The following is a 25,209-nucleotide window of genomic DNA, read 5'->3' as shown; positions in this document are numbered from 1 at the left end:
CGCGCAGGTCCACAGACAGAGGTGAAGGCATGAGCAAGCTCCTTCATCCGTCAACGCACTACCCGCTAACCCGTCTCAAGCGGCGCGGGACCGGCTCTAGGGGCGTCTTGAGGCCGTGCGCCATGTCGGCAGCCTGAGCGCGGGCGCGCTGCAGCGCCGTCTCCTGCACGCCAAGCAAATGATTTAAGTCGTCGACTAAAGGCTGCACCTCATCGGGAAAGTGATCGGGAAGCCGGGGCCGACTTCCCTCGTGAATGGCGCACATGGCGGCGTGCAGGGCCCGGAACGGACGAAGAGCGAGGTGGACGAAGGCCACCATCGCACAGGCGAGGATTAGTCCGAGGGCGATCAGCGATGGGACCAGTAGCCTCAGGAAGGTCGACCGGCTCGCGACGAGGCCACCGCGGTCCATCGCAACGACGATCACGAGTTCTGGCTCGGGCTTCGGATCCGAGATCTGGACCGTGCGCACGACGGCGATCGCTTGGCCGCTGGCGGGGCTCGGCACATCGGTGACCTGATGGTGCGCCAGCGCAGTGACGGGCCGCTCCGGCAGGATGAGAACCCTGTCCCACAGGGAACGTGAGCGCAGGCTTTGTCCTCCGGCCGTCTCGACCTGCCAGTAGAGCCCGCCATACGGCGCACCAAACCGCGGATCGGCTGGAGTTACGCCGAGGATCAGAGTTCCGTCGGCCGAGAAGCCAACCTGCCCAGCCAGGAGCTTGGCCGTATGGTTAAGCTCGTCGGCAGTCCGCGTGTCGAGGACCTTATCGAAGATCAGCACCAAGCCTGCTCCGCCGAGAAGGAGAGCCAGAGCAATGAGCCCCACCGCCGCGAGGCTGAGCTTCAGCCGGAGCGAGCGGCGGCTCACGGCTCCTCGGCCGGAACGATGTAGCCGTGGCCGCGCCGCGTTTGGATCACGGGCACCCCCAGCTTGCGGCGTAGACGCGTGACGAGCGCCTCGATGGCGTTCGCCTCCCGCTCGGTGCCGGTCTCGTAGAGATGCTCGAGCAATTCGCCCGGGGAGACCAACTGGCCGCGGCGATGCAGGAGATAGGACAGCAGGCGATACTCGAGTACCGTCAGAGGCGTTGGCCGGCCCAACACCGCGACGTCGCGGCTGCGAGTGTCCAGCTCGACCGCGCCGAACCGCAAGACGGGCGAGGCGTGGCCGGCGCTCCGTCGGAGGATGGCCCGCAGGCGCGCCAGGGGTTCCTCCATCCGGAACGGCTTCGCAAGGTAGTCGTCGGCACCGGCGTCGATCCCCTCGACCCGTTCGCGCCAGCCGTCTCGCGCGGTCAGTATCAGCACGGGTACCGCACGCTCGGTCGCACGCAGCCGCTTGAGGACGCTGATGCCGTCGAGGCGCGGCAGGCCGAGATCGAGAACGAGCGCATCATAGGTCTCGACATCCGCCTGAAACCAAGCTGCTTCGCCGTCCATGGCGACGTCCACCACGTAGCCGGCCTGCTCCAGCCCGCACCGGACATCGTCGGCGATCCGTGTCTCGTCCTCGACAACCAGCACCCGCATCGTCAGTCGACCTCCAGCACCTCGAGCGAGTTCGCGTCGATCTCGACCTCCCGGCGCTTTCCCGATTCGGTCAGGATCTTGATTTCATAGACCCATCGGCCGTCCTCGCGCTCCAACTCGACCTTAACAACTTCGCCCGGCACCCTCTCCCGGGCGACGCGCAGGACTTGGTCGAGGGGGCGGATCTCGCCGCGTTCGAGGGCCTCCCGGGCACGCTCCTGCTCGCTGCCGTGCGAGAGGTCGGGCACGACCGAGAGGATCGCTGCTGCAACGGTGATGAGGAGAGACAGGCGCGGCATCGGAGGACGAGTCTAGCGTCTCGTGGCTGACAAAACGCTGACATCGCCTGTCAGCCTGCCGTGGCCGGCCTATGCGAGACATGCGGCTCACGCGATGCCGAAAGGAACACGCTATGCGCATCTCCGCCACGGTTCTGTTTGCCATCGCAGGTCTCGCTGGCGCGTCCGGCGCCGCGCTCGCCGACGTGCCCGGCAAGGGGTGGATCTCCAAGGACGCCGTCACCGAGAGGCTGACCGCCGCCGGCTACACCAACATCACGGGTCTGGAGGCCGACGATGGGATTGGGAAGGCAAGGGCACGAAGAACGGAAAGCTCTTGGAGTTCCACGTCGACCCGCACAGCGGCGCTGTGACCAAGGAAGAGGTCGACGACTGATCCGGCCGACGTCCGGTGAGACGATGTGCCGTATGGTGGTGGCGCTGCGCGTCCTGTTGCCGCTCGTGTTGCCTTCGGGTCTGTTGCTGATGGCATCGCGAGCGTTGCTCGAGGAAAGGCGTCGAGGATGAGCTTATCGTTCACGCTGATCAATCTCGCGGGCGCCATCGCGCTGCTCCTGTGGGGCACGCACATGGTGCAGACGGGCATCCAGCGTGCGTTCGGCGCCAACCTGCGCGCCGTCCTCGGCCGCGCCTTACGCAACCGTGTCTCGGCGTTCCTCGCCGGGATCGGCGTCACGGCCATCCTCCAGAGCAGCACCGCGACCGGGCTGATGACGGCAGGCTTCGCGGCCGGCGGCATGGTCGAGCTGGTGCCGGCGCTCGCGGTCATGCTGGGCGCAAATGTCGGCACGACCATCATCGTCCAGGCCCTCTCCTTCGATGTGGCGGCCCTGTCACCCGCGCTCATCCTGCTCGGGGTGATGCTGTTCCGGCGGGATTCCAGCACGCGGGCCCACGATCTCGGGCGGGTGTTCATCGGCCTCGGATTGATGCTGCTCGCCCTTCATCAGCTCCTCGAGCTGATGGCGGCCTACGAGGATGCTCCGAACCTGCGCCTGTTGCTGAAGGCGGTGTCGACCACGCCGCTCCTCGACGTGTGCCTCGCGGCAGCCCTCACTTGGGCGGCCCATTCCAGCGTCGCCGTCGTGCTCCTCGTGATGTCGCTGGCCGCCAAGGGTGTCATCGCGCCGGACGCGGCCTTCGCCCTCGTGCTCGGCGCGAATCTCGGCACCGCGATCAACCCGGTCATCGAAGGTCCGTCCGGAGACGACCCGGCCGCCAAGCGCCTGCCGCTCGGCAACTTCCTCACGCGCGTGATCGGCGTCGTGCTGGCTCTGGCGGCGCTTCCCGTCGTCGGCCCCGTCATGATGCGCATCGAGGCCGACACCGCGCGGGCGGTTGCCGACTTCCACACTCTGTTCAACCTGACGCTCGCGGCCGTGTTCTTCCCTCTGCTGACGCCCTACGCGGCCCTTCTTCGGCGTTGGCTGCCGCAGCGCGTCGACCCGGCCGATCCGGCCCGGCCCCTCTATCTCGATCCGGCCGCAAAGGAGACGCCCATCGTCGCCTTGGGGGCTGCCGCCCGGGAGGCTCTGCGCCTGGCCGACGTGCTCGGCGAAATGCTCAAGGGAGCCCGGGACGCCTTGGAGAAGGGCGACCGGCGCCTCATCGCCGAGACGCGCCGTCGCGATGACGTGCTCGACCACCTGAACACGGCCATCAAGGCCTATCTCACCTCGCTCGATCCTGACGAACTCGGCGAGAGCGACCACCGGCGCCTGAACGAGATCCTGGCCTTCGCGATGAACCTCGAGCAGGCCGGCGACATCGTCGACCGCAACCTGCTCCCGCACGCCGCCAAGAAGCTGAAGCGCGGGCTGAGCTTCTCGCGGGAGGGGCAGGCGGAGCTGATTGCGCTGATCGACCGGCTTGCCGCCAACCTGCGGACGGCCGCGTCGCTGTTCGTCACGACCGACCTGCGGACGGCCCGGCTGCTGGCCGACGAGAAGGTGGCGTTTCGGGATGCGGAGGCCAGGGCCACGACGCAGCATTTCGAGCGCCTACGCGGCGGGCGCCTGGAGACGGCCCAGACCAGCGCGCTTCATCTCGACCTGCTGCGCGACATCAAGCTCATCAACTCCCACCTTGTCGCTGCAGCGGCCTACCCGATGCTGGAACGGAGCGGCGAATTGCTGCCGAGCCGGATCTCTCGCCAGGCCGCGTCATGATGACGAGAGCAAGAACCCTCAGTCCTCAGCAGCGGATCAGGCTGACGCGGTGCGCGGGTCCTGGCGGCTTCCTGCCCGCCTCAGGCGGCGAAGTCGCGCCCCTGCGCTCCCTGGCAGCACGCGGCCGGGTGGAGGAGAGCCGAACCATTTGGTGTTGGGGACTGACAACGGAGGGGCGCGGTCTTCTTCGGCAGATGATGCGAAAGAGGCGTGACGGCTTTGTCACTCGCAGTGATCGGAGCCGGCCTCTGCGTGAATCGCGACCGCAAAACGATTCCGTCCCATTGTTTCTGGAACGGGGCTGACATCGATATATGCAAGCACTCGGAGTTGAGTACGTTAGCTGATGGCAAAAGCCGAGCGATATAGGGCATTTCTTGTGACGGCGCTGCAGCGACATCAGCCACGACAGACATATGCAATCGTCAAGCAAACTTCCGAGGAGGCACTCGCGGCCATCAAGGAGCTTTCGACCGAAAGGAGCAGGGTCTACCTTGTCGGAGGATTGTCCAGGAACTTGGTGCGTCACATGAAGATGAAACCGAACGACATGCGGCTGATGGATAGCAGCCCCAACACTGTCGTGTCAGCTTCAGGAAGCGCAGAGCTTCTACCATCTTTACCCGCCACTCAGGGCGGCAACTAGGAGGAAATAAACATGCGCTTCACCCCGATTGCCCTTGCTCTCGCCCTTCCGCTGGCTGTCTGTGCCAGCGCGATGGCCGACCAGAAGCTCGCTCCTGACCAGCAGACCAAGGTCGAGGAGGTTCTGAAGAAGGAGGGCTTCACGAAGTGGAAGAAGATCGAGATGGAGCACGGCATGATCGAGGTCGATGATGCCATCGACGCGAACGGCAAAGAGTTCGACCTCAAGCTCGATCCGAACTCCCTGGCGATCGTGAAACGCGAAGCCGACGACGACTGACCGGCGCCCACGAGGCTAAAACCAGAGCAGCCGCGACGCCAGCATCGGATGCTTCATCCCTGATGGTGTCGCGCACCACCTGCAGGTCTCCTGGACCGGATTTCCTTGGCCATGAACGTCACACAAAACGAGCGCGACGACCTCCTCGGCGGGGATCGGCATATCGCGGAAGGCGAGGTCCGTGTCGCGGAGCAGATCGCACGGATTGAGCGTCTGAGGCGGGAAGGTCGTGACACGCAGGTCGCGCAAAGCCTGCTGCGAATGCTGGAGCAAGCACTGGCGCAGTGGCGCGAGCACCGGCAGAGCATCATTGAGGCGACCGATAACAAATGAGCACCGAACCCTCTCCCGTTGAACCAGGCGGGAGCGGGAACAGCCGGCTAGCCGTCATCTCGGCCCTTGGTGTCGTGCAAATCCTCTCGTGGGGATCGTCATTCTACCTTCTGGGTGTCTTAGCCGCTCCGGTGACGGTAGACACTGGTTGGTCGCTCGCCTGGGTGTTCGGTGGCCTGACTGTCGGCTTGTTGATCGCCGGCTTGGTGTCGCCGAGTGTCGGCCGGATCATCGACCGTCAGGGCGGGCGGCCGGTACTGGCGTTCTCGGCCGTCGTCCTGGCCGCCGGGCTCCTGGTGCTTGGCCTCGCGCCATCGCTTCCGGTCTTTCTGGCGGCCTGGCTGCTGCTCGGCATTGGCATGGGCTGCGGCCTGTATGATCCAGCCTTCGCTACGCTCGGCCGTCTCTACGGCGCAGAAGCCCGACCGGCGATCACCAGCTTGACCCTCTGGGGTGGTTTCGCCAGCACGGTCAGCTGGCCACTGTCGAGCTTTCTCGTCGAGCATGTCGGCTGGCGAGGGGCGTGCTTCACCTACGCCGGGTTGCAGCTCGCCGTGTCGCTGCCATTGGTCCTTGGAGTGGTGCCTCCGGCACCAGCGAGGCCGCCTCTCGCCGGAAATACACGGACGGCTCTCATACGCCTCGACGCCCGTGAACGCCGCGCATTCCTGCTGATGGCCGGCGTGCTGGTTCTCGGCGGTGCGGTGATGAGCTTGTTCTCGGCTCATGTCTTGACGCTGCTGCAGACACGCGGCGTGCCGCTCACCTCGGCTGTCGCTCTTGGCGCTCTGATCGGACCGGCGCAGGTGGGAGCCCGCGTGGTCGAGATGGCCGGCAAGGGCCGCTATCACCCGCTCTGGACGCTTTCAGCGGCCATGGGCCTAGTGGCGTTCGGCATAGTGACGCTTGCACTCGGTCTATTGCCGATCGCCCTTGCGATCCTCCTCTATGGCGCGGGCAACGGGATCTATTCGATCGCGCGGGGGACGGTCCCGTTGGCGCTATTTGGATCAGACCGTTACGCTCCATTGATCGGTCGCCTTGCTCGGCCAGGCCTCGTGGCGCAGGCTCTCGCGCCTCCACTGGGGGCCTATGTCCTTGCCCAACATGGAGCGGGATCGACGTTTGCCCTGCTCGCCGCGATGGCGTTGCTCAACGTCTTGTTGGTTGCTGCCCTCTGGCGCGAGCGCTAGAGGTTTGGTCCCGGCATGTGGTGTGAGGGATCGAGCCTCAAGCGTTCAGGCTCTCTCGTCCAGGTCTGGCAGATAAGCTCTCGGTAACCATTGCCGAAGCGCCAGTGATCTGGCGTTAGGTGGCGGGCAGCCGCGAGGCGCTGTGAATGATCGGCACCGGGTCGTTTGCCACTTGGCCAAATCTACTCGGGGGAGCCGCACGGATCCTTACATCGAACCTGCGCCGGATACTTCGGCTTAATCCTGCTTGCAGAACGCGACTGGGATCTGGACATGGTACTTGGACCACGGTCTCTAAGACTGGGGCAGCAACAGGGTACCGAGAGGAACGCCATGCCGAAGACGCTGAGGTCCTGGGCAACAGCCCTGTGCATCCTGGCTCCCCTTCCAGCCGTGGCGCAGTCGGCAACCAATCTGACGGCCTTGCGCGGCCTGGCGCCCGTGACCGCTCTGACCGCCAACGAGGAGGGGCGTGCCGCCCTCGACGCTAACCTCAAGGTCACGGGCGACATCCAGTCCGGCGTCGCCAAGCAGCCGCACCTGCTCCCCTTCGCCGAGCAGCGCCAACTCGCGTTGCGCGACGCATTCATCACCGACGGGAACGCGACGGAACTCGCCGATGGGCTCGGCAGCAAGCTCGGCGACCTCTACCAGGCCAAGGCTCGTTACGCAGACTACAAGACCTTCACCAACGTCGCGCCATCGGTCGCCGACCTGCTCGGCTACACCAACAACGTCGCCAAGTCGGACTCGAACGCCGGCAAGTTCTTCTTCGCCAACGCCACCAAGAACGGCAAGACGCCGGTCTCAGAAGAAGCGGCAGGCATCCTGGCGGAGCGCGGCGTGGCCGACGTGTTCGGCAAGGCGTATGGGCAGCCGGCCGGCAGCCAGGGCGCCGACGCCTACGGCAACTCGCGCCCGTTCCAGACTCTGCCGCAGCTGCTCGCCTACCGCGGCGACGACTACTTCGGCCGTGGCTCCCACAGCCTGGACTGGCTGCGAGGACCCAACCAGGACTTGACCGACAGCCCCTCTTACCCGAGTGGCCACACCACCTACGGCTACACCGAGGCCCTGGTTCTCGCGATCCTGGTGCCGGAGCGTTATCAGCAGATGATCACGCGCGCCGCTGAGTACGGCAACAACCGCATCGTGGTGGGTGCGCACTACGCGATGGATGTTCTGGGTGGTCGAGCGGTGGCCCTGCACGCGGTCGCGCACCTGCTCGCCAACGATCCGGCCTATGTGGGCCAGGTCCGCAGGAACCCGGCGGTGATCAACGAGATGAGCCGCTCCACGAACGAGGCTGTGGCCGTCACCGACTATCAGGAGGCTCTCAGGACCGCCCGCGCCGACCTCATCGCTTTCCTGCGGGACGGCTGTGGCGACACGGTCGCGGCTTGCGCCGCCGCGGATACCGGGCGGTTCCGCGACCCTGCCGCCAACGAAGCTTTGTACAACGCCACGCAAACCTACGGCCTCCCGGTCGTGCATCCGCAAACGGCGAATAAGGTCGAGGATGTCGGCCAGATCGCTCCTGAGGCGGGCTACATCCTGACGGCGGCATTCCCATCGCTGAGCCTAGAGGAGGCCAACGCGATCCTGACGGAAACGCAGGGACCCGGAGGCGGCTTCCTGGATGATGGCTCGGCCTTCGGCGTGTATTCGCGACTGAACCTCTACGCGGCTGCCGGCAAGGCAGCGGCCATGGCGGAGCGCAAGCGCGCGGTGCCACAAGCGACGCGCTGAGCCGCCACCGCCCAGCCGCTTCATCCGCCGCTGTCGTCGCCCCAGGATGTTGAAGGCGTCGACCCTTTCGGAGCGATCGTTGCAATCAATCGGCCGCACATTGCCCTGCGAGATTAATGCCGAGCGGTCTCGACCAGCCAATCGCAGAATGCTCGTACGGACGGATCCTCCGCCCGTAGTTCCGGGACGTACGTGTAGTAGCTCCGCGCCGGCAGCGCCGGCCCCACAAAGGGGCAAGTCAATCTGCCGGCCGCAACGTCTTCGGCAATCAACCGCTCCGGCCCCATCGCCACGCCCAGGCCGTCAAGCGCCGCCTGCAGAGTGAGGTAGAAGTGCTCCAGCGTGACCGATGCCTGGGGCTCCAGATCCGGCAGCCCGGCCGCATGAAGCCATTGCGGCCAGACCTGAGGAAGCGTTGCCGCATGCAGCAGCGTGTGGTTTCGAAGCTGCCTCGGCTCCTCAAGCGGAAGACGCTGCAGCAGCGTCGGGCTGCAGACCGGGATGCGCTTCTCGGACAGGAAGGGCTGCCCGATATGACCCGGCCGCACATCCGGGCCGCCGCGAATGGCGACATCGAACGGCTCGACCAAGCTCGACAAGGGTACGTTCGAGGTCGTCAGCCGGACCTCGATGGTGGGATTGGCGACCTGGAAGCCGGAAAGGCGCGGGATCAACCAGCGTAAGGTGAAGGTGGCCAGCGCGTTCACGCGCAACAGGCGCGGCCGGCCACGTTCTACTTGACGCATTGTTGCAAGCGCGATGCGGTCGAGGGCCGCGCCGATCTCGGAAAGGTAGCTGCTGCCCGCTTCCGTTAGGACCACGCGCCGGTTGTGTCGCTCGAACAACTGCACGCCGAGCCACGCTTCGAGCGTCTGGATATGCCGGCTGACCGCGCCGTGTGTGACGCGCAGCTCGGCCGCAGCCCGGGTGAAGCTCGCGTGACGCCCCGCGGCCTCGAAGGCCTTCAAGGCGTTCAGGGGTGGCAGGCGGCGCAACACGTGTCAGATTTCCTCACGCGAGCGTCAGCATAAGGCGTTTGTCAGTCCCGGACGAGCAGGCAATCCTATGGCAGCAACAACCTCGAAAGTAGCATGCCACTCGTCCCTGACCCGACCTCGACCCTCGAAGATGCGCCGATTCATGAGCCGCAGCGCACCTTAGTGGCGGTCGGCGTAAACCACGCTCTACATGACGGCTACACCGACCTGCTCTACGTGCTCCTGCCCGTGTGGCAGGCGGAGTTTGCACTCGGCTACGCCGCATTGGCGCTATTGCGCAGCCTCTACAACGGCGCGCTAGCCGCTCTACAGATGCCGTCCACCTATCTCGCCGAACGTCTCGGAGCGCGCACCGTGCTGGTGTATGGCACGCTGCTCAGCGCGAGCGGCTACGCGCTCGCGGGCGCGTCGGGCGGTTTGATCGGCCTTTGTGCGGCTCTCACGCTCGGCGGCGCTGGCAGCAGCACGCAGCACCCTCTAGCCTCGGCGGTGATTGCTCGGACTTACGGGGAATCGGCCCGGGGTCCGCTTGGCACCTACAACTTCACCGGTGATCTCGGGAAGGCGAGCGTGCCGCCCCTTGTGGGCTTCCTGCTGACGATGACGGACTGGCGTTCGGCACTCTGGGTGATCGCCGGCTTGGGGGTTGTGGCAGCGTTGGCTGTCGGTCGGCTGCTGCCGCGTGATCGCAAATCACGAAGGGAAAAGCAGGACCAAGCGCTGCAGGTGGCCCCGATTGCCAGCGGCACCCAGACTGGTCGAGCCGGCTTCAGATTGCTGGTCACCATCGGCATCCTCGATAATGCCGCACGCCCAGCCTTTCTGATCTACCTGCCGTTCCTGCTTCAGGAGAAGGGTGCAGGGCTAACCACCGTGGGGTTCGCGCTCTCATTGGTCTTCCTCGGCGGTGCGCTCGGCAAGGCGGTCTGCGGCCAGCTCGGTGAGCGCCTCGGCGTGACGCGAACGGTGGTTCTGACCGAGACAGGGACAGCCGCAGCAATCCTGGCTGTGATCGCCCTTCCGCTCGCGCCTGTTCTGGTCGTGTTGCCGTTGCTGGGCGTTATGCTGAATGGCACGTCCTCCGTGTTGTACGGCACGGTGCCGGAACTCGCGCCGGGCGGCCAAGTCGAGACGGCCTTTGCGGTGTTCTACACCTGGACGCTTGGGGGCAGTGCGCTCGCAGCTCCGTTAATCTTTGGCCGCTTGGGTGACGTTGTGGGACCGAACTGGGCGGTAGTGGCAGCAGCGGCGACAGCTCTCGCTGCGGTCCCCATTATGCTCATCCTATCAGCCTATCTCGGGACGATGGCATCGGCGCCAAAACGCTGAAAACCCGGAACGATCATAAAGCGTTGGTAGATCAGAGCTATGTAGACCGGCAGCCTCAAGCGCCCGGTCTGGGAGTGTTTGCTTCAAGGATGACACCGTCCCCTTGCGGCGAGCCCCGCGAAGGTCAGCTTGTGGCGCGGACGCGAAGCGGCCGTTCAGGGCGCTTCCGGGCGACGCCGCGCTAAACCGGAATCGGTGGTCTCGCTGGCGTCCAGCGTCGTGGCGGCGCCACGCTCTGCAGACCTCCGCTCGTCTGCCAGAAGCGCGGTCGGCAGTTGGGCGGCTGCTGCGCTTGATGAGCGACTGCTGAGTGCTGTGAGCGTCGCGATTGTGGGGGAGTATCTGCGCTCAACCTCCGAGCCCCTTGCCGCCGCGCCCCCCTCGAAAGGCAAAGTCGGCTGGTCGGGAGCGGTGGTACGGTGATGTGGGCGCGTTGGTTGAGCGTGGAGTGCGCGGCCGCCTTGGTCAGCCAGGCACATGATGCTCTGCGCTCAACCCCGAGCATGATCAGCGGAAGAGCGCCGGCCGCAGCGCCTATCGCCCATGCGAGTGATCGAATCGGCTTGACGAGGCGACACGGACAGGTTCGTGAGCGAGTAGGCGTCGGCAGGCCGGGCTCGCATCTGTGGGCTGAGCGAGGTGACGCTGAAATTCTCCTGCCACTTCCCAGCTATGTGCCCCGTCTGCACTCAACCACAAGCCCACTCGGTGCTGACTGACCGGTTACGCGAACCAGATGCGTTCGGCTCTGAGGCGGATGTAGTAGGGATGTTGGCGTTTGGGTTGGGTGCAGAACACGCGTGCGAGTTTATATCCGCACGCGCCAAGGGCACTGCTTCGAAAGCAAGGGCCAGGGGATATCCTGCCTGTGGGTCCCCAGCACCTTTCTCCACCGCGAATCTGCCGATGAGCTGAGGGTGAAACGGTCAAGTCTGCTATTGCGCGGCGTCGAGCATCGGATTTTTACGCCGAATGCTTTATATGAATTTACATATTCGGGTGACGTGCTTTTCTGATATCAGCTAATTCATCGCAAATGCTTGCCATTTCAGAGGGTAACGCTGGACATTGCGCTCACCGGTCATGCTTGCTCGTGCTCAAGAGTGCTCGTGCGAGCAGGTGCAGAACAGCGCCCGTCAACACCGCAACTGCCGAGATCGCCAGAACTTGCAGGCCGCTGATGCCGGGGCGGGTTCCGAAGCTGTAGGCGATGCACGACCCACACGTTCCGGCAGACACCACACCGGACGCGATCGTGTTGAGCCACGTTGCCGACAGGAGCCGCTGCTTCTCATTCACGTCAACCATGCCTCTCTCCGAATCAAAGAGGATTATATGCATATAATCCGGCAAAAGGAAAGTAAGCATATCGCTGGATGAGACGAGCAAAGCCGCAGGGCCGCCGAGTCAATAATTGGCCGAGTCGATGCACACGGGCCGACGCGCAACTCCGCGCTGTGTGTTTCGGGCGCTCGTTCCGCGCAGGCTGCTGGCGGCTTAAAGCGCTGCCGCAGCCACGCTGTGTTCAGGCGCGCTCTGGCCGAAACAGGACAAACCGCACCGGGCATAGCCTCGTGACACCCACCGAGCGACGGCGTTGAACTCGCGCTGGGCTGCGTCGATGTCGTTCAGCGCGTCCGCCACGGCCAACTCCAGCGCGACGCGCGCATCGCCGTCCGCCAGCCGCAGATACGTCGCTGCAATGGCTTCAGCCTCGCCGTGCGTGCCGGAGAGGCAGTGCGATGCGATTCGTTCCATGGCCGCGCTCCGTGAGAACAAATGTAGAACACACGGATCCCGCGCGGGTTCAAGCGGCGTAGGCAGGCTGATGTATATGCCTGTGGAGAGCTGTGGATGGGCAAGGGGACTTGCTCTGGCTCGCAGCGCACATTCCTTCGTGTCTTCCAAGGCTGCCGGAATTCCAGGCTCGGATGTGGCCGTCAGAGTGGGATCACCTCAGGCGCGCGAACGGCTCCGGATCGGCAGCCACGCGCCCTGGCGCTTGCGATGAGACCAGGCGTAGCGGGCATCACCATCGAGCAGATGCAGGTGGTCACACAGGCGGTTGCGCTCCAGCCAGCTCAGCGCCGCCTCAAGCTCGGCCAGTGTCATCGCGCCGCGTGCCTTGCCCGGCACCCGCTTGAGCACCGCATTGTAGCGGTGGGCGAGATTGCCGCTGCGCGGCGCGCGCAGGTTCGCCTCGTCCTCAATGACCTGCGCTGCGATGGCCGCCGTGAGGCGCTGGCGCAGCGTCCGCTCGGTCAATGAGGGAGCCTGCTCCGGGCTGAGGCAGCTCAGAACGGCGCAGGGTGCGGTGATTGCCTCCGCCCGGTCTTGTGAGACTGGCCTGGGGCGCAGCATGGCATAACGCAGGCCAAGCGCGTTGCTCTCCAGCGGGATGATCGCGCGCGGGTTCTCATCGGACCAGACGATCCGCTCAGGCGTCACAGCCGAGATGCGCCTGGTCGTGCGGGGCCGCGCGGCCAAGCCCTGCTCGCTCTCCAACTCGGCCCGGAAGCGGGCGAACAACGAATCATCCGGGTGGAACACCAGCGCCTGCTGGTCTGCATACGAGCCGGCGTGCGGATCGACCCGCGTGGCGCGGGCGATCATCTGCTCCAGCCAGGGACGCGAGCGGATATGGGTCAGGGCTGCCACCACAGCGACTTCCGGCGCATCGAGGCCCTCGTAGGCCATGGCCACCGTCACCAGGACGGCAGGCTCGGATCGCAGGCGGAACGCAGCCAGCGTCTCGTGCGCATCGCGCTCCGACGAAGTCGCAAGCCGCGCATCGCGCTCGGCCTGAGCGGCCGGCATCCAGCCCTGCACCATGGCGAGGTAGCGCCGAGCGTTGGCTTGATCCGGGGCGACGACCAGGAGCTTGCCGAGGCCACGCGCGACCTCGCCGGGGTTTAAACCCCGCTCGCTGCGTCGGCGGGCGCGCAGCCGCCGTGTGGCCGTGAAGGCTTCATGCAGGAGATCGCGCGCGAAGCCGGTGCGCAGGGCCGTGAACAGCGCCGGACGGGTCGTGAGGCGCACGCTCCCGCCGAGCCGATGGGGACCAACCCGCGCCTGCCCGGCTGCGCGCCCGCCCTCCAGCCAGCTGGCTTCGCCGTCCAGCGCCCCGAAGGTTACCGGCAACACGCTGCGCTCGGCCAGCGCCTGTGCGCGCGAGTAGCCGATGGCGGCCCATCCCGGCGCATCGAGGTCGATCTGCGGTGTGTGTGTGGCTGCCGCAGGAACGTAGGGCAGGCCGAGGATGCGGCGGCCGTCTGCTCGCTCCAGCGTGCCGGACAGGAGCAGCCGCAGTGCCGAGCTTTGGAGAAGCGGCAACATGGCCCGGCTCCAGGCCGCAGCCTCCTCACCTTCGGCATCGTGCGACGCGGAATAGCCGTTTGGCACTGGCAGGTGGTGCACCTCGTCCACCACCAAGAGCGTGCGATGGCGGCGTAGCTCTGCAAGGTGCAGGGCGGGTGCCGCCGTCACAGCCTGGTAGGTCGTGACGTAGCCCGCCAAGCCCCGGCTCGGGTCGGGCTCGTTCTCGGCGCTACGTACGCTCAAGCTGTGATCGAGACTTGCTCGCCAGAGCGGGTCGGCGAAGGCTTCCTCGGCTTGGAGGCGCAAGGAATCACGCGGCACCACCCAGACGACGCGGTCGACGCACCCCGCCGCGAACAGGCGAGCAGCCGCAATGACGGGCAGCAGCGATTTGCCGCCGCCGGGCGTGACCGCGGCGAGGATGTCCGTGACCTCGTTCGCCTCCCCACGTGCGATGGCCGTGACGAGCGCGGCGAGGGTGCGCTGATGCGCGCGAAGCGGGCGAGCTGCGATGCTCACGGCAGCGCAGGGGGTCGCGGCGTGATCATCGCCTCAACCTGCCGCACCGAGCCGAGCTTGTGAATCCCACCCACGCAGCGGCGAGCCAGTACTCTCTGTGCTCAACCCCGAGCACAATCAGCAGCAACTCGCGCCTGCCGCCGGCCCTTCACGCGTATGCTGCAGCCAAAATCGATCCCGTTAGGCGGTAGTAGGTAGGCTCGCGGCTGGGTAGGCGTCAGTAGGTCTGAGGTACGTCGGCGTTGAGTAGGTGAGTGGCGGTTGAGTGCAGAGCAAGCGCGTAAGTTTATCCTCGTTCCCGCCGCAGGCACCGCATTGAATTCGAGGGCCAGAGGGTATACTGCCCGATGGGTCCCCGGCCCGTCTTCCTCGGGCTTGGGAGCACTAAACGGAACGACCGAGATTGGCCGAGAGCGGCCTGTTCGCTTCGGGCCGGAAGGTATGGGGAAGCGGACGTTCGGCGCGGCTCGAGTGAAGGCCTCAGAGTGACCCGATGCAGCTCATCTCGGCGCGGGTTGGGAATGTCCGGTCGCGAGCGCTTTCCGGACAATTGATTTCCTAACAGGTTTTCCTGACACGTTAGAGCGAGGGATGAGGCGCCGGGCAGGATGCATCCGTGTGGAAGGTTTTCCGTCGGATGCTGTTGGCGAATTCGTCTCGGGGCCTGCCAAGGTTGCCGCCACGCTCTGGGATTGGGCAGCCTGCGCTCGCAGCTCAGCCCTACAGGGGCGCCCTCGAGCCGCGGTCGAAGCGGCAATCTCGAATTCGCCAACAGTGTCCCGTCGTTTTCTGGACATGTTGAGTGGTGCTGGGGCGATCTACCCTGACCCGAGCGGAAAGAACGGGCCTACCCGAGCGTTCTCCAGGATGGAGCTGGCACATTATTTCCATGGACGAGAGAGCAGCGTGCCGCCAGAGATGCCGTCATGGACTATGATCGCTTGACCGAGACCGAGCACTCGTTTGCGAGTGCCGACCGCCTCTGGCGCGCCGAGGTCATGAGGCGCTTCGGCCCGGATGGCGTGCTCCTGCATGGCTACCTGCCAGAAGGGCGCGGCGAGCCGGGCACGGTCATGCGCCGGGCTTTCGAAACGCGGCAGCGGGCAATCCTGGCTTGGCGACAGGCGAGGCATTCCTGATCCAAGGCATCGATCGCGCGTTCAGCGCGGGCCTCGTGCTGTCTCGGAAGGGTATATCTTTGCAGACCTGCGCCGGGTGCACGAAGCTTTCGCCTTGCCCGTCGGCAGAAGCTTGGCATCCTGCCTCATCCGTTCGGAGAACCGCAGGATAGCCGGGCTGCTGGCGCTTGTTGTGGCTGCCCTGTTCACGGGCGCGGCCGCCTACATCAATGTTGCCGAACAGCCTGCTCGACTGAATCTCGATGATCGCGCCCTGCTCACGCAGTGGTAGCCCGCTACCAGCGCGGGTTCGCGATGCAGGCCTCACTGGCCATCATCGGGTTCCTTTGCGGAGCCGCGGCTTGGTTGCAAAGCGGCCGCTTAGCCTTCCTCGTCCGCGCCATCGTGCTCCTGAGCAACTGGCCCCACCCTGCTCGGCATCATGCCGACGAAAAGGCGCTCATGGCGACCAACCCGGCCGACGCAACCCCGTCGAGCCGGCGCCTCATCAAGAGGTGGGCGCGTCTGCATGCCGTGCGAACCGCACTTGGGATTGTGGCGACCCTGATTTTCCTCGGGGCCCTCACCTGAGGCGGGGCCATTCTGCTTCGGGCATACCCAAACCGAAATGACGGCAGCGCATAGCTCGGCCGGAGCACGCGAGCGTTCCAGTAGGTTCTGAGGCTCCGGAGTAAGCCCGTTCCAAAACGCCGGGGACCACCTCTGCGGAACGGCTCTGGAACAGTCCACTGGGACAAGCCCAATTGGAACGCCCGAAGCTGCCGCGCGCTGGTTAACACGAGACAGGGAAAATCCGCCGCGTTTCGGGCATCCTGGAAGCAACGCCGCAGTCCCGGTCGAGACCGCTCCGCCGGATCAGCCAAGCTGAGGAGGCGCGCATGGGCTCGGATGAAACAGGTCAGCTGACCGACAGGTTCGCCAACGAGGTTGCAGGTCGCTTCGGTGTCCTGCCGAACTTCTTCTGCTCCGCGCCCGCAGCCGCTGGTCTGATCGAGGAGCTGTGGGCCTTCGCCAAATCCGGCTACCTCGACAATCCGCTGCCCTCCCTCTTCAAGGAGCGCCTGTTCGTCCACCTCTCCCGCTTCTGCGAGGTGCGCTACTGCATCGTGCGCCACGTCGGCTTCCTCATGGGTGATGGGCGGCCAGCCGGCGATCCAGCTGCCACGCCGCATACGCTCGAACAGGCCCTGACGCTGCTCCGCAGGCCGGTGCCGGACGCAGTCGCGCTCGATCAGGCGTTCGTTCGCCTGGAGGCTCGCGCGCAGCCGGGCGATCTGCCCTCGCCTGAAACCCAGGCCGAAGCCGATCTGTTTGTCGCATTGACTGTGATCTTCCTGGTTGCGCAGCGCTCAGCCCGTGCACGAGACGCTGTGCGCAAAGCTGTCGGCGAGAGACATTTCGAGTTGCTGGCTGCATTTCTCGCGTTCGTGCGCACGGCTCACTACTGGACCGAGACCCATCCCGAGCTGGCCTACGAGCCCGACATGCTCGCCTGCATGGAGCGGCACCCGGAGCTTGCCCGCCTCCTGCTCAATGCAACCGAAGCCGAGGAAGCGAAGAGCGGTCCTGAGTTGCGAGAGGCGCTCAGCACCCTTCAGCGGACGGAAGGAGCGCTGCGCCGGAGCGAAGCTTGGCTTGCCGGGCAGAAGGAGGCGTTCCAGGCCGCCATGGACGGTGCGCCGCTGGAAGTCTCACTGGCCTACCTCATCCGCACCGCCATCGAGCAGGCGGAGAGCACGCGTAGATGCGCCTTCTACATCGCCGATGCCGAAGGCAAGACGCTCCGGCACGTGGTCGGGATGCCCGACGCATACGCGAGGTGTGTGAACGGCTTCGAGATCTCGCCCGAGTCGCTGGCGTGCGGTCTGGCGGTCGCGAGCGGAGAGCCCATCGTCACGGCCGACGTGCAGGAGGAGCCGCGATGGGAGCCATGGCTCTGGATGGCGCGGCAGTTCGATTTCCGCGGCTGCTGGTCCTTCCCCATCGAGGCGGCCTCGGGACGGCGGGTCGGTACCTTCGCCATGTACTTCAGGCAGCCGCGCGAACCGACGCCGCGCGACCGCGAGCTGGCCGCCGCCCTAACCCAGACCGCAGCGATCATCATCTCCCGCCACCAGGAGACTGAGGAGCGTACACAGGCCGAACAAGCCCTACGCGCGAGCGAGGAGCGACTGCGGCAGTTCGGCGAGGCATCCTCCAACGTGCTCTGGATCCGCGATGCCGAGACCCTGCAGTGGGTCTACCTCACGCCGGCCTTCGAGCAGATCTACGGTCTAGACCGCGAGACGGCCCTACGCGGCGACAACCTGACGGGCTGGCTTGATCTGGTCGTGCCCGAGGATCGCGAGCGGGTTCACGACACCATCCAGCGCGTGTGCGCCGGCGAGTATGCCTCCTTCGAGTACCGCATCCGGCGGTCCTGCGACGGCGCAGTGCGCCACCTGCGCGATACCGACTTCCCGATGCGCGATCCGACGGGCGAAGTCTGTTGGATTGGCGGCGTCGGCCGGGACATCACCGAGGAGAAGGCGGCGGCTGAGCGCCAGGGCGTGTTGGTCAGGGAGCTGCAGCACCGCTCGCGTAACCTCTTGGCCGTGGTCACCTCGCTGGCCAACCGCACCGTCGGGCAGGGCGGTTCGGTGGAGAGCTTCACCACGCGGCTGAAGGCGCTCAGCCGGGCTCAAGCCCTTCTCAGCCAATCCGGCAGCGACACCGTCGAGGTCGGCGCCCTCGTGAATGCGGAACTCGCCGCCCATGCCGACGGCGAGTCCACCCACATCACCACCGCCGGTCCAAAGGTGCTGCTGACCTCTCAGCAGGTGCAGAACTTCGCCCTCGCAGTGCACGAGCTGACCACGAACGCCGCCAAATACGGAGCACTGAAGAGCGACACGGGCCAGCTCTCGGTCACCTGGGAGCGGACCCAAGACGAGGGCGGTGGCGGCCACTTGGCCTTGAACTGGATCGAGAGCGGTGTGGACGTGCAGCCGGAGAAGGTGACCCGACGCGGCTTCGGCCAGGAGCTGATCGAGGAAGCGCTCGCCTACGCGCTGCAGGCCCAGACCGAGTACGAGCTGGGCAAAGACGGGGTGCGCTGCCGGATCGCGATGCCGCTCGCCTAACCCGTTGTAATGTGCGCCTGTGCTGGAGCCGGTAAGCTCTGAGGCTCTGCAGCGTGGCCCAGAGAGTCCACATGGCTGATTGTCGACCTCTCTTGCCGGCCGGCGCGTGCTCGTGGCTGATCGAACGTGCGGGTTGATCTATGTTGTGGGCATGAGCGGAAACCCGCCACCGTCCGTCGGCCTAAGCCTGAAGAAGGAACAGGCTGACCTCGCAAAGGCCGAGCAAGACATCGTCGAAGGCGAGAGGCGCGTCGCGGAACAGGAACTTCTGATCGCGCAGCTGCGAAGTGAGGGCCACGACACGGCGCTGGCGGAGCAGCTTCTGGCCACCCTCAAAGCCACATTGGCCGAGTGGTACGCGCATCGCGAGACAATCCTCTGTACCATCCATCGGTTGCAGGCACGCGAGCCGTAAGTTGCCGTCTCCCGCCGGGTGGCTGTAGCTCTCAGAGGGAGACCACACGAGCGCGGCATGGCCTCCTTTGGACTTCCCCGCCGAGGAGGCGCATGATGCCGGCATCACCAGCCGGTTCCGATCCCGTAGGCTCTGGTGGCTGAGAGAGACGTGCGCTCCCGCCTGCAAAGCGAGGAGTACCGTCATGGTCTCCCGTCCCAAGTCACCCTTCCGACTGGCCGTCTACGACGCGCACCGGCGGCTGCGAGACCCGCGTGCTCCCGCTTGTATTCTGCGGAGAGCCTGATGCCCCGCTTCTTCTTCGACGTCCACGACGGTGGCCCCGAGTTCGACGACACCGGAACCGAGCTTTCCGGCCCGGACGAGGCGCGTCAGAAGGCCAAGCGCCTCTTGCCGGACATCGCCCGCGAGGACATTCCCAAGGATGGCGACCAGCGCACATTCACCGTGATGGTCAAGGACGAGACCGGCCATCCCGTCTACTCGGCCACGCTCACCTACGCCGGCCTCTGGTTGCCGCGGTAGCTCTTCGCGTTCGCCCTCACGCTTACAGGCGCTGGCCGCGACCACTGATGTCGAGCGCCCGCAAGCGAGCCAGAAGGGCATGGGTCTGGGACAGCGTGGCGTACAGAGCGTCTCGCTCCCGTTGGACCTCGGCAATCAGGCGTTCAGTCTGCTGGATCTCGGCCCGCGCCTTCTGGCCCAACGCGGGCAAGGGCCGGCGTGGCTTGCGCGCTGTGTCGAGAACCTCCGCAAAGGGCACCTCGATCAAGAGCTGGCCGTCCGCATCCGCGATCTCGAAGGCGTAGCACAGGAGCTGTCTCGGCCTCGTGCCGGCGCGCTGCAGATCAGCAGCCATCGCCGGAATGGCCCGGCACGCATCGAGGTAGGGCTACCTCTAGGCCGGCGAACGGTACGCCCTCCTCGTCCCACTGCAGGCCATCTGGGGTTCGCAGGTGGAAGTGGTAGCGGGGCATCTGACCTCCGATTGTGCTCTCGCCGAGAGCGCAAGACGACCGAGGGCGGGCTGACGCAGTGGCTCCCGTTCTGGTCAGAAAATCTTCCCCCTTGGGCCGGAACCGGCATTCACACAGGTGAAGTTCTCGCGCGGCTGACGCGCCTACTGTACCGCCAGCGTGACATGGAGGCGGTCATGCCCCACCACCTCATCCGTAAGCTTGAGAACTTCACCCGGCTCTCTGACGCAGACAAGGGCGCGCTCGAGGATGCCGCAAGCGGGAGGGTGCGCCTGTTCGGGCCGCACCAGGACATCATCTGCGAGGGAGATGATCCCGAGCACGTCAACCTGATGCTCGACGGCTGGGCCTGCCGCTACAAGCAGCTGGAGGACGGGAGGCGGCAGATCATCTCGTTCTTCCTGCCGGGCGACCTCTGCGACCCGCACATCTTCGTGCTGCGCGAGATGGATCACTCGATCAGCACGATCACGCCCGTCAAGCTCGCCGAGATCCCGCGCGACACGCTCCTCGACCTCACCGAGCAGCATCCGCGGATCACCCAGGCGCTGTGGTGGGAGATGCTCGTGCACACGGCGATCCAGCGGGAATGGACGGTCAATCTCGGCCAGCGCACGGGCCTGGAGCGGGTCGGCCATCTCCTGTGCGAGCTGTTCATTCGGCTCCGCGCGGTGGGGCTGACCGAGGGCAATTCCTGCATCCTGCCAATCACGCAGGTCGAGTTCGGGGACGCGACGGGCCTGTCGAACGTGCACGTCAACCGCGTCCTGCAGGAGCTGCGCGCCTCCGGGCTGATCGTGCTGAAGGGTCGCGTCCTGACGATCCCGGATCTCGCCGCGCTCCAGGCCGCGTCGCTGTTCAACATGAACTACCTGCACCTCGACCGCGAGGGCCGCCACCTCGACGCCAATAGTGCGGAGGAGCCCGAAGCGTGAGGGATCTCAGAGGGCGCGCAGGATCTGCCATAGCAGACCCCGAACGCGAGCGTGAGCACCTCGCCCAAGCCGACCGGCACATCGCTGCGGGCAGGAGGCGTGTCACCGATCAGGTCGCTTTGATCGCGCGCTTGGCTCAGGACGGGCACGACACAACCGAGGCGAGGCGCCTGCTCATGATGCTCGAAGAGACCCTGGATGAGTGGCGCGTGCACCGGCAGCTCATCCTCGGCGCCATCGCGCGGCTCACAGCAGCTACGCCGTGAAGCGTCTGATTCCATAGGGGCGCTTGCGCGAGTCAAAGCTCCATAACGCCCAATCGGCGAATTCCGCGGTCACTTCGCTGGCATCGTGCCGAACGCGCGGCGGCTCCGGGGCTGAGCCGGCCATGCTACACGCATTGCAGGCCGCCTCGTCAGGACGGGGCGGCCTCACCCACTCGGAAGGTGGCGGAAACAGCCGAGAGCCGGCGGTCCTATCACCTGTTCCGGGACGCGGCCGGCACCTCCTAATGGGCTCGGCCGCAAGTTGAACATTCATCGCGATCCCAGGTTGGTCGAGTGGAGGCGGCGGCACCGCCTCCGCGCATGAAGACTCTCTGATACCTTGGTCCTCAACCCGTCCCCGGTCCTAACCCGAGGCGGGGCCTTTCTTCTGGCTCATGATGCAGGCCGCGGGACTGAATCGGCTCCAAGTCCTGTCACGTATTTCGAGGCGCGCGCGAGGCCCCGCGGGAGGCCGATAGACTGGCCCTGTATTCCGTGGCGCCGCGCGGCCCGATTCAGACCTTCCGAACACTGCCCGGCGACCCCGATTCCGTTCGCAGAACGGGACTTATGGAACGCGAATCCCGCCTCGCCTCGCCTCGCGCGAGCCCGTGCCCGTTCTTTGCGCTTGTCGTCCCGCGCCACTGGGCCAAGCATGACCGTGCGCCCCACGCGCGATCCTCGGGGTGGCAGTCACCGGCCCGGCACGACATCCCCCTCGTCGATGCCGGGCCGGTGATCAGCCTCATGGCCTCGCGCTTCCGCGTGGTCTCTACGGATAGGCGGATCGTTCGTGGCAGTTCAGCGTGGCCGTGCGCCCTTGCATACTGAACCTGGGGTGGCAGTGACCGGCCGCGTGCGTTGCTGTGACGGTGGCGGCCGGTGACACTCTCCATAAATGCCCTTACGCGAAGGGAAACGAGCGCGTTATGCGAATTCCACGGCCTCGTGCGAGATTTGTGAGCCGCTTCTGAGTGGCTCGGGTCAATCCGGGTAGAAGCCCGCACCGATCAGCCCTGGCGTTCCATCGATCGTCGTCGCTCTGACGTAGCTCCATTTTTCAGAGGGGCGCCCCTGTCCAGGCTTCGGAAACATATAATCGACCCAGCCCGACCCATTATCCTGAACAACTTCTATGAAATCTTCGTGAAATAACTTGCCGTCAGCATCCTTCTCATTCAGCCGGGTCGTTCCTTCCCGATTTGGAAATTCAACATTTAGCAATATCTTCCCGTTCAGATCAAGGGCGAATAGATAAACATCATCGAACCGCCATTCGCTATCGCGCTTTCTGAATTCGGAGAAGACCACCTTTCCTCGGGTCTCCACCAATGCCGCAGCCTTATTGACCATGACCTCGATCTGCGCGGCTTCCTCGGCCGTTTTAGGAGGCTGCTGCAGGTCAGCAGAACTTGCTGCCGCCACTACCACTATAAGAAATGCAAAGCAGGGCAGAATGCGCTTGAGCATGTCACGGCGCCTGCACAAGTCTAGTCTGCGGAGCTGAAGCACAGAGCGAGCCAGCGCGCATTATCAAAGATTACGCAAGCTTCACCGTCTACGTCCGACGAGCCGGCGCGGCCCTTCCATAATTCCCCTTACGCGAACTGAGCGGCTCCATAACGCTCAATCCGTGCGAATGGGCTGGGATCGCCCGGCATTTTGATTTCCAGACACACAAATCTAACAGGTTGAAGTGCTTGGGAGACCCTCATTTTCCAGGCATGGCGCTTTGTGGCGTTTGGAACGGTCCGATAGGGTAAGCCCTATTGGAACAGTGCCGCTTGCTCCCGGAGAGCTGGGTTAAGGCAAAGCTCGTGCGGTGGCGGACGAAACCCTCAAAAATCAGCGACTCGAAAGCTTAGCCGTTCAGGAACGAGCAGGAACCTGCTCTGATGCCAATCCGACAGGCGGGGCCCGACCATGGCGGTTCTTCGTACCCTTCGCATGCAGCTGGAAACCGAGGCAGGTCTGACGGGGCTGTTCGCCTTCGTGTTCCTGGTCATCGCGGCAGATTGCGCGGTGACCGCGTACGGACTGCTCGCCCAGTAGAGCGCCTGAGCGGCGAGCGACGATCCAGGCGCGGTCCTTGCACTTGCCTGCAGGCCGCTCCGATCAGCGGCTGTCTTCCTTCAGCCTTGTGGGTGCATAACGCGATCTATCAGGCGAGGCCCGTCAGCTGTGCCCGTCTTGTCAGCGACGTCAATGGCAGCCCCATTCCGGAACAGGAGCGTGCGCAGGCGCTCCCGCCCTAGCACCCGGCCGAGTTCCCGGAAGGCGAAATAGGGAATCAGGGCTACGGCCATGATGAGGATCACCGACGCGAGCCCGCGGAGCCCGCCCCCGCCGACGGCTGGCACGCTGTTGGCTAATGTTTTCCCGCGCCAAAGCCCGAGCCCCATCTCCTCAAGGGCATAGGCACAGACCAGGAGCACCGCGAAGGCGCAGGAGCGCGCGAGGATCGGATAGACCAGGGGCCTGCCCTGGAAGTGCGGGCGGACATCGAGGCTCTCGGCTACGAGCATGATCTTTGCCAAGATCCAGGCATTGATGAAGGCCAAGCCGTAGAACCCGTACCCCATGCCATGGCGGGACAGGACGATGTGCTCGTGGAAGATGAAGAGTCCGAAGACGATCCAGAGATAGGCGAAGATGCCAGCGATCCGCGGGGCCTCCTCGGTCAGCCGACGGCCGATCCGCCGCATCCGGCCGTTGGTTTGGCCTGCAGCTCGCAATGGAGCGCCAGCCGGAGCGGATGTGGGTTGAGGCTGCAGTTCGCTCATAAAGCCACTCGCCCGCTCGTCCCGTCGCTGGGTGTGGTCCGTGCGACTGATCGCACGGCGTTGCGCTCGTTAGTAGCCCCGCAGAGCCGCAAGCGCCGCCCGCCGCGCCCGCAACGCCGTGAGGTGTTCCTCGGTGTCCCGCAGCGCCTGCTCGGCCGCGGCAGTGTCCCGACCGTGCCTCATCCGATCCGCGATGCGGGTCAATTGCACGATCCGAAGCGCCTCCTCCTCAGCGATGTGCCGCTTCGTGAGAGCCAGTTCGTAGGCGGCCGACCACGTCATGGTACGCCTCCATTGCTATGCCCCGCCTGCCAGGGCGAGCGGGCGTCCTGCGCGCTCGCCGCGCCCGTGAGCATCAGGAGAGCGCAGGCGCAGGCGCGAACGTGCTGCTGCGTCCGCTGTCCCTCCTCCCGTACGGGTGAGGTTCTTCGTGGTGTCGGTCGCGCTCCGTCTCCGGTCGGTTGGCCTGCCGCCATGCGCTCGGCGCCATGCCCGCCCAGCGCCGGAAGGCGTGCGTGAAGGCGGCCGGCTCGGAGAAGTCCAGGGCGGCCGAGATCTGCGTCATGCTCATGCAGGTTTCGGCCAGCAGCTGTTTGGCCACCCGGAACTGTGCCTCGTTGGCAAGCCGCCGGAAGCTCGTGCCCTCCGCCTTCAGGCGCCGTCTCATGGTGCGGCAGTTCACCAAGCGCAGACGCGCCACTCGCTTCGCCTTGCAGCGCTGCCGAGTCACAGCGGTCTGGAGGTACTCGCGAAGCTTGTCCGTCAGCGAGGACGGCTCTGCGGCCTCAAGCTGGCGGATGTGATCCTCTACCTTCTGGCGCATTGCCGGATCCGCACTCGCGATCCGCTGCGCTAGGAGTTCGGTCGGGAACACCAAGGCAGCGGTTTCCGCGCTGAACCGGACGGGTGTGCGAAAGAAGCTGCCATACGGGACCGTGTCGCGCGGCGCCGGGCGCGGCAGCAGCACCTCCAGGGGCGCCCAGTCGGACCCGCATAGCGCCCGCAGGACATTGGTCGCCGTGGCCAGCGCCCGCTCCGCATGCAGAGCGGCGCCCTCGGCTTCCGGCTCGTGAGGGGCATAGTTGAGGACGGCGATGTCGTCGTGGAGCCCGAGGCCGACCGCCGCGCCCCGGTTCCGCACGCACAGATGGGCTTCGAGCGCCCGCAAGGCGTCCCCGACCGTCTCGGAGCTGCGCAGCAGCAGGCCG

The 25,209-nt window shown here is 65.5% G+C and carries 26 protein-coding genes and 1 pseudogene; 15 read left to right on the top strand and 12 right to left on the bottom strand.

The genetic code is table 11. The features are described from left to right. Window positions 1-58 precede the first annotated feature (58 nt). The 3 genes from WDW90_RS25425 to WDW90_RS25415 are packed head-to-tail and all read right to left on the bottom strand — an operon-like array spanning window position 59 to window position 1,832. Window positions 59-871, bottom strand: a complete 813-nt coding sequence (locus WDW90_RS25425) for a hypothetical protein (protein ID WP_336490285.1) — start codon at window positions 869-871, stop codon at window positions 59-61. After that, a complete protein-coding gene (locus WDW90_RS25420; protein WP_336490284.1) occupies window positions 868-1,533 on the bottom strand; it encodes a response regulator transcription factor in 666 nt (221 codons plus the stop codon). Before WDW90_RS25420 ends, WDW90_RS25425 begins: the two co-directional genes overlap by 4 nt. A gap of 2 nt (window positions 1,534-1,535) precedes the next feature. Next, window positions 1,536-1,832, bottom strand: a complete 297-nt coding sequence (locus WDW90_RS25415) for a PepSY domain-containing protein (RefSeq protein ID WP_336490283.1) — start codon at window positions 1,830-1,832, stop codon at window positions 1,536-1,538. Between the two features lie 113 nt (window positions 1,833-1,945). Between WDW90_RS25415 and WDW90_RS25410 the strand changes: the two genes are divergently transcribed. From WDW90_RS25410 to WDW90_RS25385, 6 genes are all read left to right on the top strand, one after another. Continuing rightward, window positions 1,946-2,185: a PepSY domain-containing protein gene (locus tag WDW90_RS25410; RefSeq protein WP_336490282.1), complete on the top strand. Its 240-nt coding sequence runs from the start codon at window positions 1,946-1,948 to the stop codon at window positions 2,183-2,185. A 150-nt stretch (window positions 2,186-2,335) separates the two neighbouring features. Next, a complete protein-coding gene (locus tag WDW90_RS25405; protein ID WP_336490281.1) occupies window positions 2,336-4,000 on the top strand; it encodes a Na/Pi cotransporter family protein in 1,665 nt (554 codons plus the stop codon). A gap of 658 nt (window positions 4,001-4,658) precedes the next feature. Beyond that, a complete protein-coding gene (locus WDW90_RS25400) occupies window positions 4,659-4,925 on the top strand; it encodes a PepSY domain-containing protein (protein ID WP_336490279.1) in 267 nt (88 codons plus the stop codon). Between the two features lie 105 nt (window positions 4,926-5,030). Beyond that, window positions 5,031-5,258, top strand: a complete 228-nt coding sequence (locus WDW90_RS25395; protein WP_431311118.1) for a hypothetical protein — start codon at window positions 5,031-5,033, stop codon at window positions 5,256-5,258. After that, window positions 5,255-6,451: an MFS transporter gene (locus WDW90_RS25390; protein WP_336490278.1), complete on the top strand. Its 1,197-nt coding sequence runs from the start codon at window positions 5,255-5,257 to the stop codon at window positions 6,449-6,451. The genes WDW90_RS25395 and WDW90_RS25390 overlap by 4 nt, the downstream gene beginning before the upstream one ends. A gap of 333 nt (window positions 6,452-6,784) precedes the next feature. Further along, the gene (locus WDW90_RS25385) at window positions 6,785-8,200 is read left to right on the top strand and encodes a phosphatase PAP2 family protein (protein WP_336490277.1); all 1,416 of its coding nucleotides are present in this window, start codon (window positions 6,785-6,787) and stop codon (window positions 8,198-8,200) included. A 113-nt stretch (window positions 8,201-8,313) separates the two neighbouring features. On the opposite strand, the gene gcvA is transcribed toward WDW90_RS25385, so the two are convergent. After that, on the bottom strand, window positions 8,314-9,198 hold the full coding sequence (gene gcvA / locus WDW90_RS25380) for a transcriptional regulator GcvA (RefSeq protein WP_336490275.1): 885 nt from the start codon (window positions 9,196-9,198) through the stop codon (window positions 8,314-8,316). A gap of 93 nt (window positions 9,199-9,291) precedes the next feature. Between gcvA and WDW90_RS25375 the strand changes: the two genes are divergently transcribed. Beyond that, a complete protein-coding gene (locus tag WDW90_RS25375; protein ID WP_336490274.1) occupies window positions 9,292-10,527 on the top strand; it encodes an MFS transporter in 1,236 nt (411 codons plus the stop codon). 1,074 nt (window positions 10,528-11,601) lie between these two features. On the opposite strand, the gene WDW90_RS25370 is transcribed toward WDW90_RS25375, so the two are convergent. The 3 genes from WDW90_RS25370 to WDW90_RS25360 form a co-directional block, all read right to left on the bottom strand. Then, the gene (locus tag WDW90_RS25370; protein WP_336490273.1) at window positions 11,602-11,835 is read right to left on the bottom strand and encodes a hypothetical protein; all 234 of its coding nucleotides are present in this window, start codon (window positions 11,833-11,835) and stop codon (window positions 11,602-11,604) included. A 189-nt stretch (window positions 11,836-12,024) separates the two neighbouring features. Beyond that, window positions 12,025-12,285: a hypothetical protein gene (locus WDW90_RS25365; protein ID WP_336490272.1), complete on the bottom strand. Its 261-nt coding sequence runs from the start codon at window positions 12,283-12,285 to the stop codon at window positions 12,025-12,027. 198 nt (window positions 12,286-12,483) lie between these two features. Then, window positions 12,484-14,364: a DEAD/DEAH box helicase gene (locus tag WDW90_RS25360; protein ID WP_336490271.1), complete on the bottom strand. Its 1,881-nt coding sequence runs from the start codon at window positions 14,362-14,364 to the stop codon at window positions 12,484-12,486. A 926-nt stretch (window positions 14,365-15,290) separates the two neighbouring features. Between WDW90_RS25360 and WDW90_RS25355 the strand changes: the two genes are divergently transcribed. The 5 genes and pseudogenes from WDW90_RS25355 (at window position 15,291) to WDW90_RS25335 (ending at window position 19,565) form a co-directional block, all read left to right on the top strand. Beyond that, a complete protein-coding gene (locus tag WDW90_RS25355) occupies window positions 15,291-15,503 on the top strand; it encodes a hypothetical protein (protein WP_336490270.1) in 213 nt (70 codons plus the stop codon). Window positions 15,504-15,651: 148 nt separating this feature from the next. Beyond that, window positions 15,652-16,073 (top strand): annotated as a pseudogene (locus WDW90_RS25350) (anthrone oxygenase family protein). 308 nt (window positions 16,074-16,381) lie between these two features. Then, complete coding sequence (locus WDW90_RS25345; protein ID WP_336490268.1) at window positions 16,382-18,625, top strand: GAF domain-containing protein; 2,244 nt, start codon at window positions 16,382-16,384, stop codon at window positions 18,623-18,625. Window positions 18,626-18,758: 133 nt separating this feature from the next. Then, window positions 18,759-19,040 carry a hypothetical protein gene (locus tag WDW90_RS25340; RefSeq protein ID WP_336490267.1) on the top strand — a complete coding sequence of 94 codons (282 nt, stop codon included), beginning with the start codon at window positions 18,759-18,761 and terminating at the stop codon, window positions 19,038-19,040. 285 nt (window positions 19,041-19,325) lie between these two features. Continuing rightward, entirely contained in the window at window positions 19,326-19,565 is a 240-nt protein-coding gene (locus WDW90_RS25335) for a DUF6894 family protein (protein WP_336490266.1), read from the top strand. A gap of 22 nt (window positions 19,566-19,587) precedes the next feature. Here the strand turns inward: WDW90_RS25335 and WDW90_RS25330 are convergent, their stop codons facing one another. Continuing rightward, the gene (locus WDW90_RS25330) at window positions 19,588-19,899 is read right to left on the bottom strand and encodes a hypothetical protein (protein ID WP_336490265.1); all 312 of its coding nucleotides are present in this window, start codon (window positions 19,897-19,899) and stop codon (window positions 19,588-19,590) included. A 294-nt stretch (window positions 19,900-20,193) separates the two neighbouring features. On the opposite strand from WDW90_RS25330, the gene WDW90_RS25325 reads away from it, so the two are divergent. Next, window positions 20,194-20,952 (top strand): Crp/Fnr family transcriptional regulator, encoded by a 759-nt coding sequence (locus tag WDW90_RS25325; protein WP_336490264.1) that lies wholly within the window; start codon window positions 20,194-20,196, stop codon window positions 20,950-20,952. Then, a complete protein-coding gene (locus WDW90_RS25320; RefSeq protein WP_336490263.1) occupies window positions 20,949-21,218 on the top strand; it encodes a hypothetical protein in 270 nt (89 codons plus the stop codon). The genes WDW90_RS25325 and WDW90_RS25320 overlap by 4 nt, the downstream gene beginning before the upstream one ends. A gap of 984 nt (window positions 21,219-22,202) precedes the next feature. On the opposite strand, the gene WDW90_RS25315 is transcribed toward WDW90_RS25320, so the two are convergent. Next, window positions 22,203-22,688: a cache domain-containing protein gene (locus tag WDW90_RS25315; RefSeq protein WP_336490262.1), complete on the bottom strand. Its 486-nt coding sequence runs from the start codon at window positions 22,686-22,688 to the stop codon at window positions 22,203-22,205. Window positions 22,689-23,141: 453 nt separating this feature from the next. Between WDW90_RS25315 and WDW90_RS25310 the strand changes: the two genes are divergently transcribed. Further along, window positions 23,142-23,270 (top strand): hypothetical protein, encoded by a 129-nt coding sequence (locus WDW90_RS25310; RefSeq protein ID WP_336490261.1) that lies wholly within the window; start codon window positions 23,142-23,144, stop codon window positions 23,268-23,270. Between the two features lie 80 nt (window positions 23,271-23,350). Here the strand turns inward: WDW90_RS25310 and WDW90_RS25305 are convergent, their stop codons facing one another. From WDW90_RS25305 to WDW90_RS25295, 3 genes are all read right to left on the bottom strand, one after another. Continuing rightward, complete coding sequence (locus tag WDW90_RS25305; RefSeq protein ID WP_336490259.1) at window positions 23,351-23,923, bottom strand: hypothetical protein; 573 nt, start codon at window positions 23,921-23,923, stop codon at window positions 23,351-23,353. A 147-nt stretch (window positions 23,924-24,070) separates the two neighbouring features. After that, window positions 24,071-24,283: a hypothetical protein gene (locus WDW90_RS25300; RefSeq protein ID WP_336490258.1), complete on the bottom strand. Its 213-nt coding sequence runs from the start codon at window positions 24,281-24,283 to the stop codon at window positions 24,071-24,073. A 73-nt stretch (window positions 24,284-24,356) separates the two neighbouring features. Continuing rightward, on the bottom strand, window positions 24,357-25,209 hold an 853-nt coding region (locus tag WDW90_RS25295), incomplete at its 5' end, for an AraC family transcriptional regulator (RefSeq protein WP_336490257.1).

Source organism: Methylobacterium nigriterrae, from assembly GCF_037106235.1.
Taxonomy (GTDB): Bacteria; Pseudomonadota; Alphaproteobacteria; order Rhizobiales; family Beijerinckiaceae; genus Methylobacterium; species Methylobacterium nigriterrae.
The sequence above is the reverse complement of the archived record's forward strand: the minus strand, read 5'-3'. Positions and strand labels throughout refer to the sequence as shown.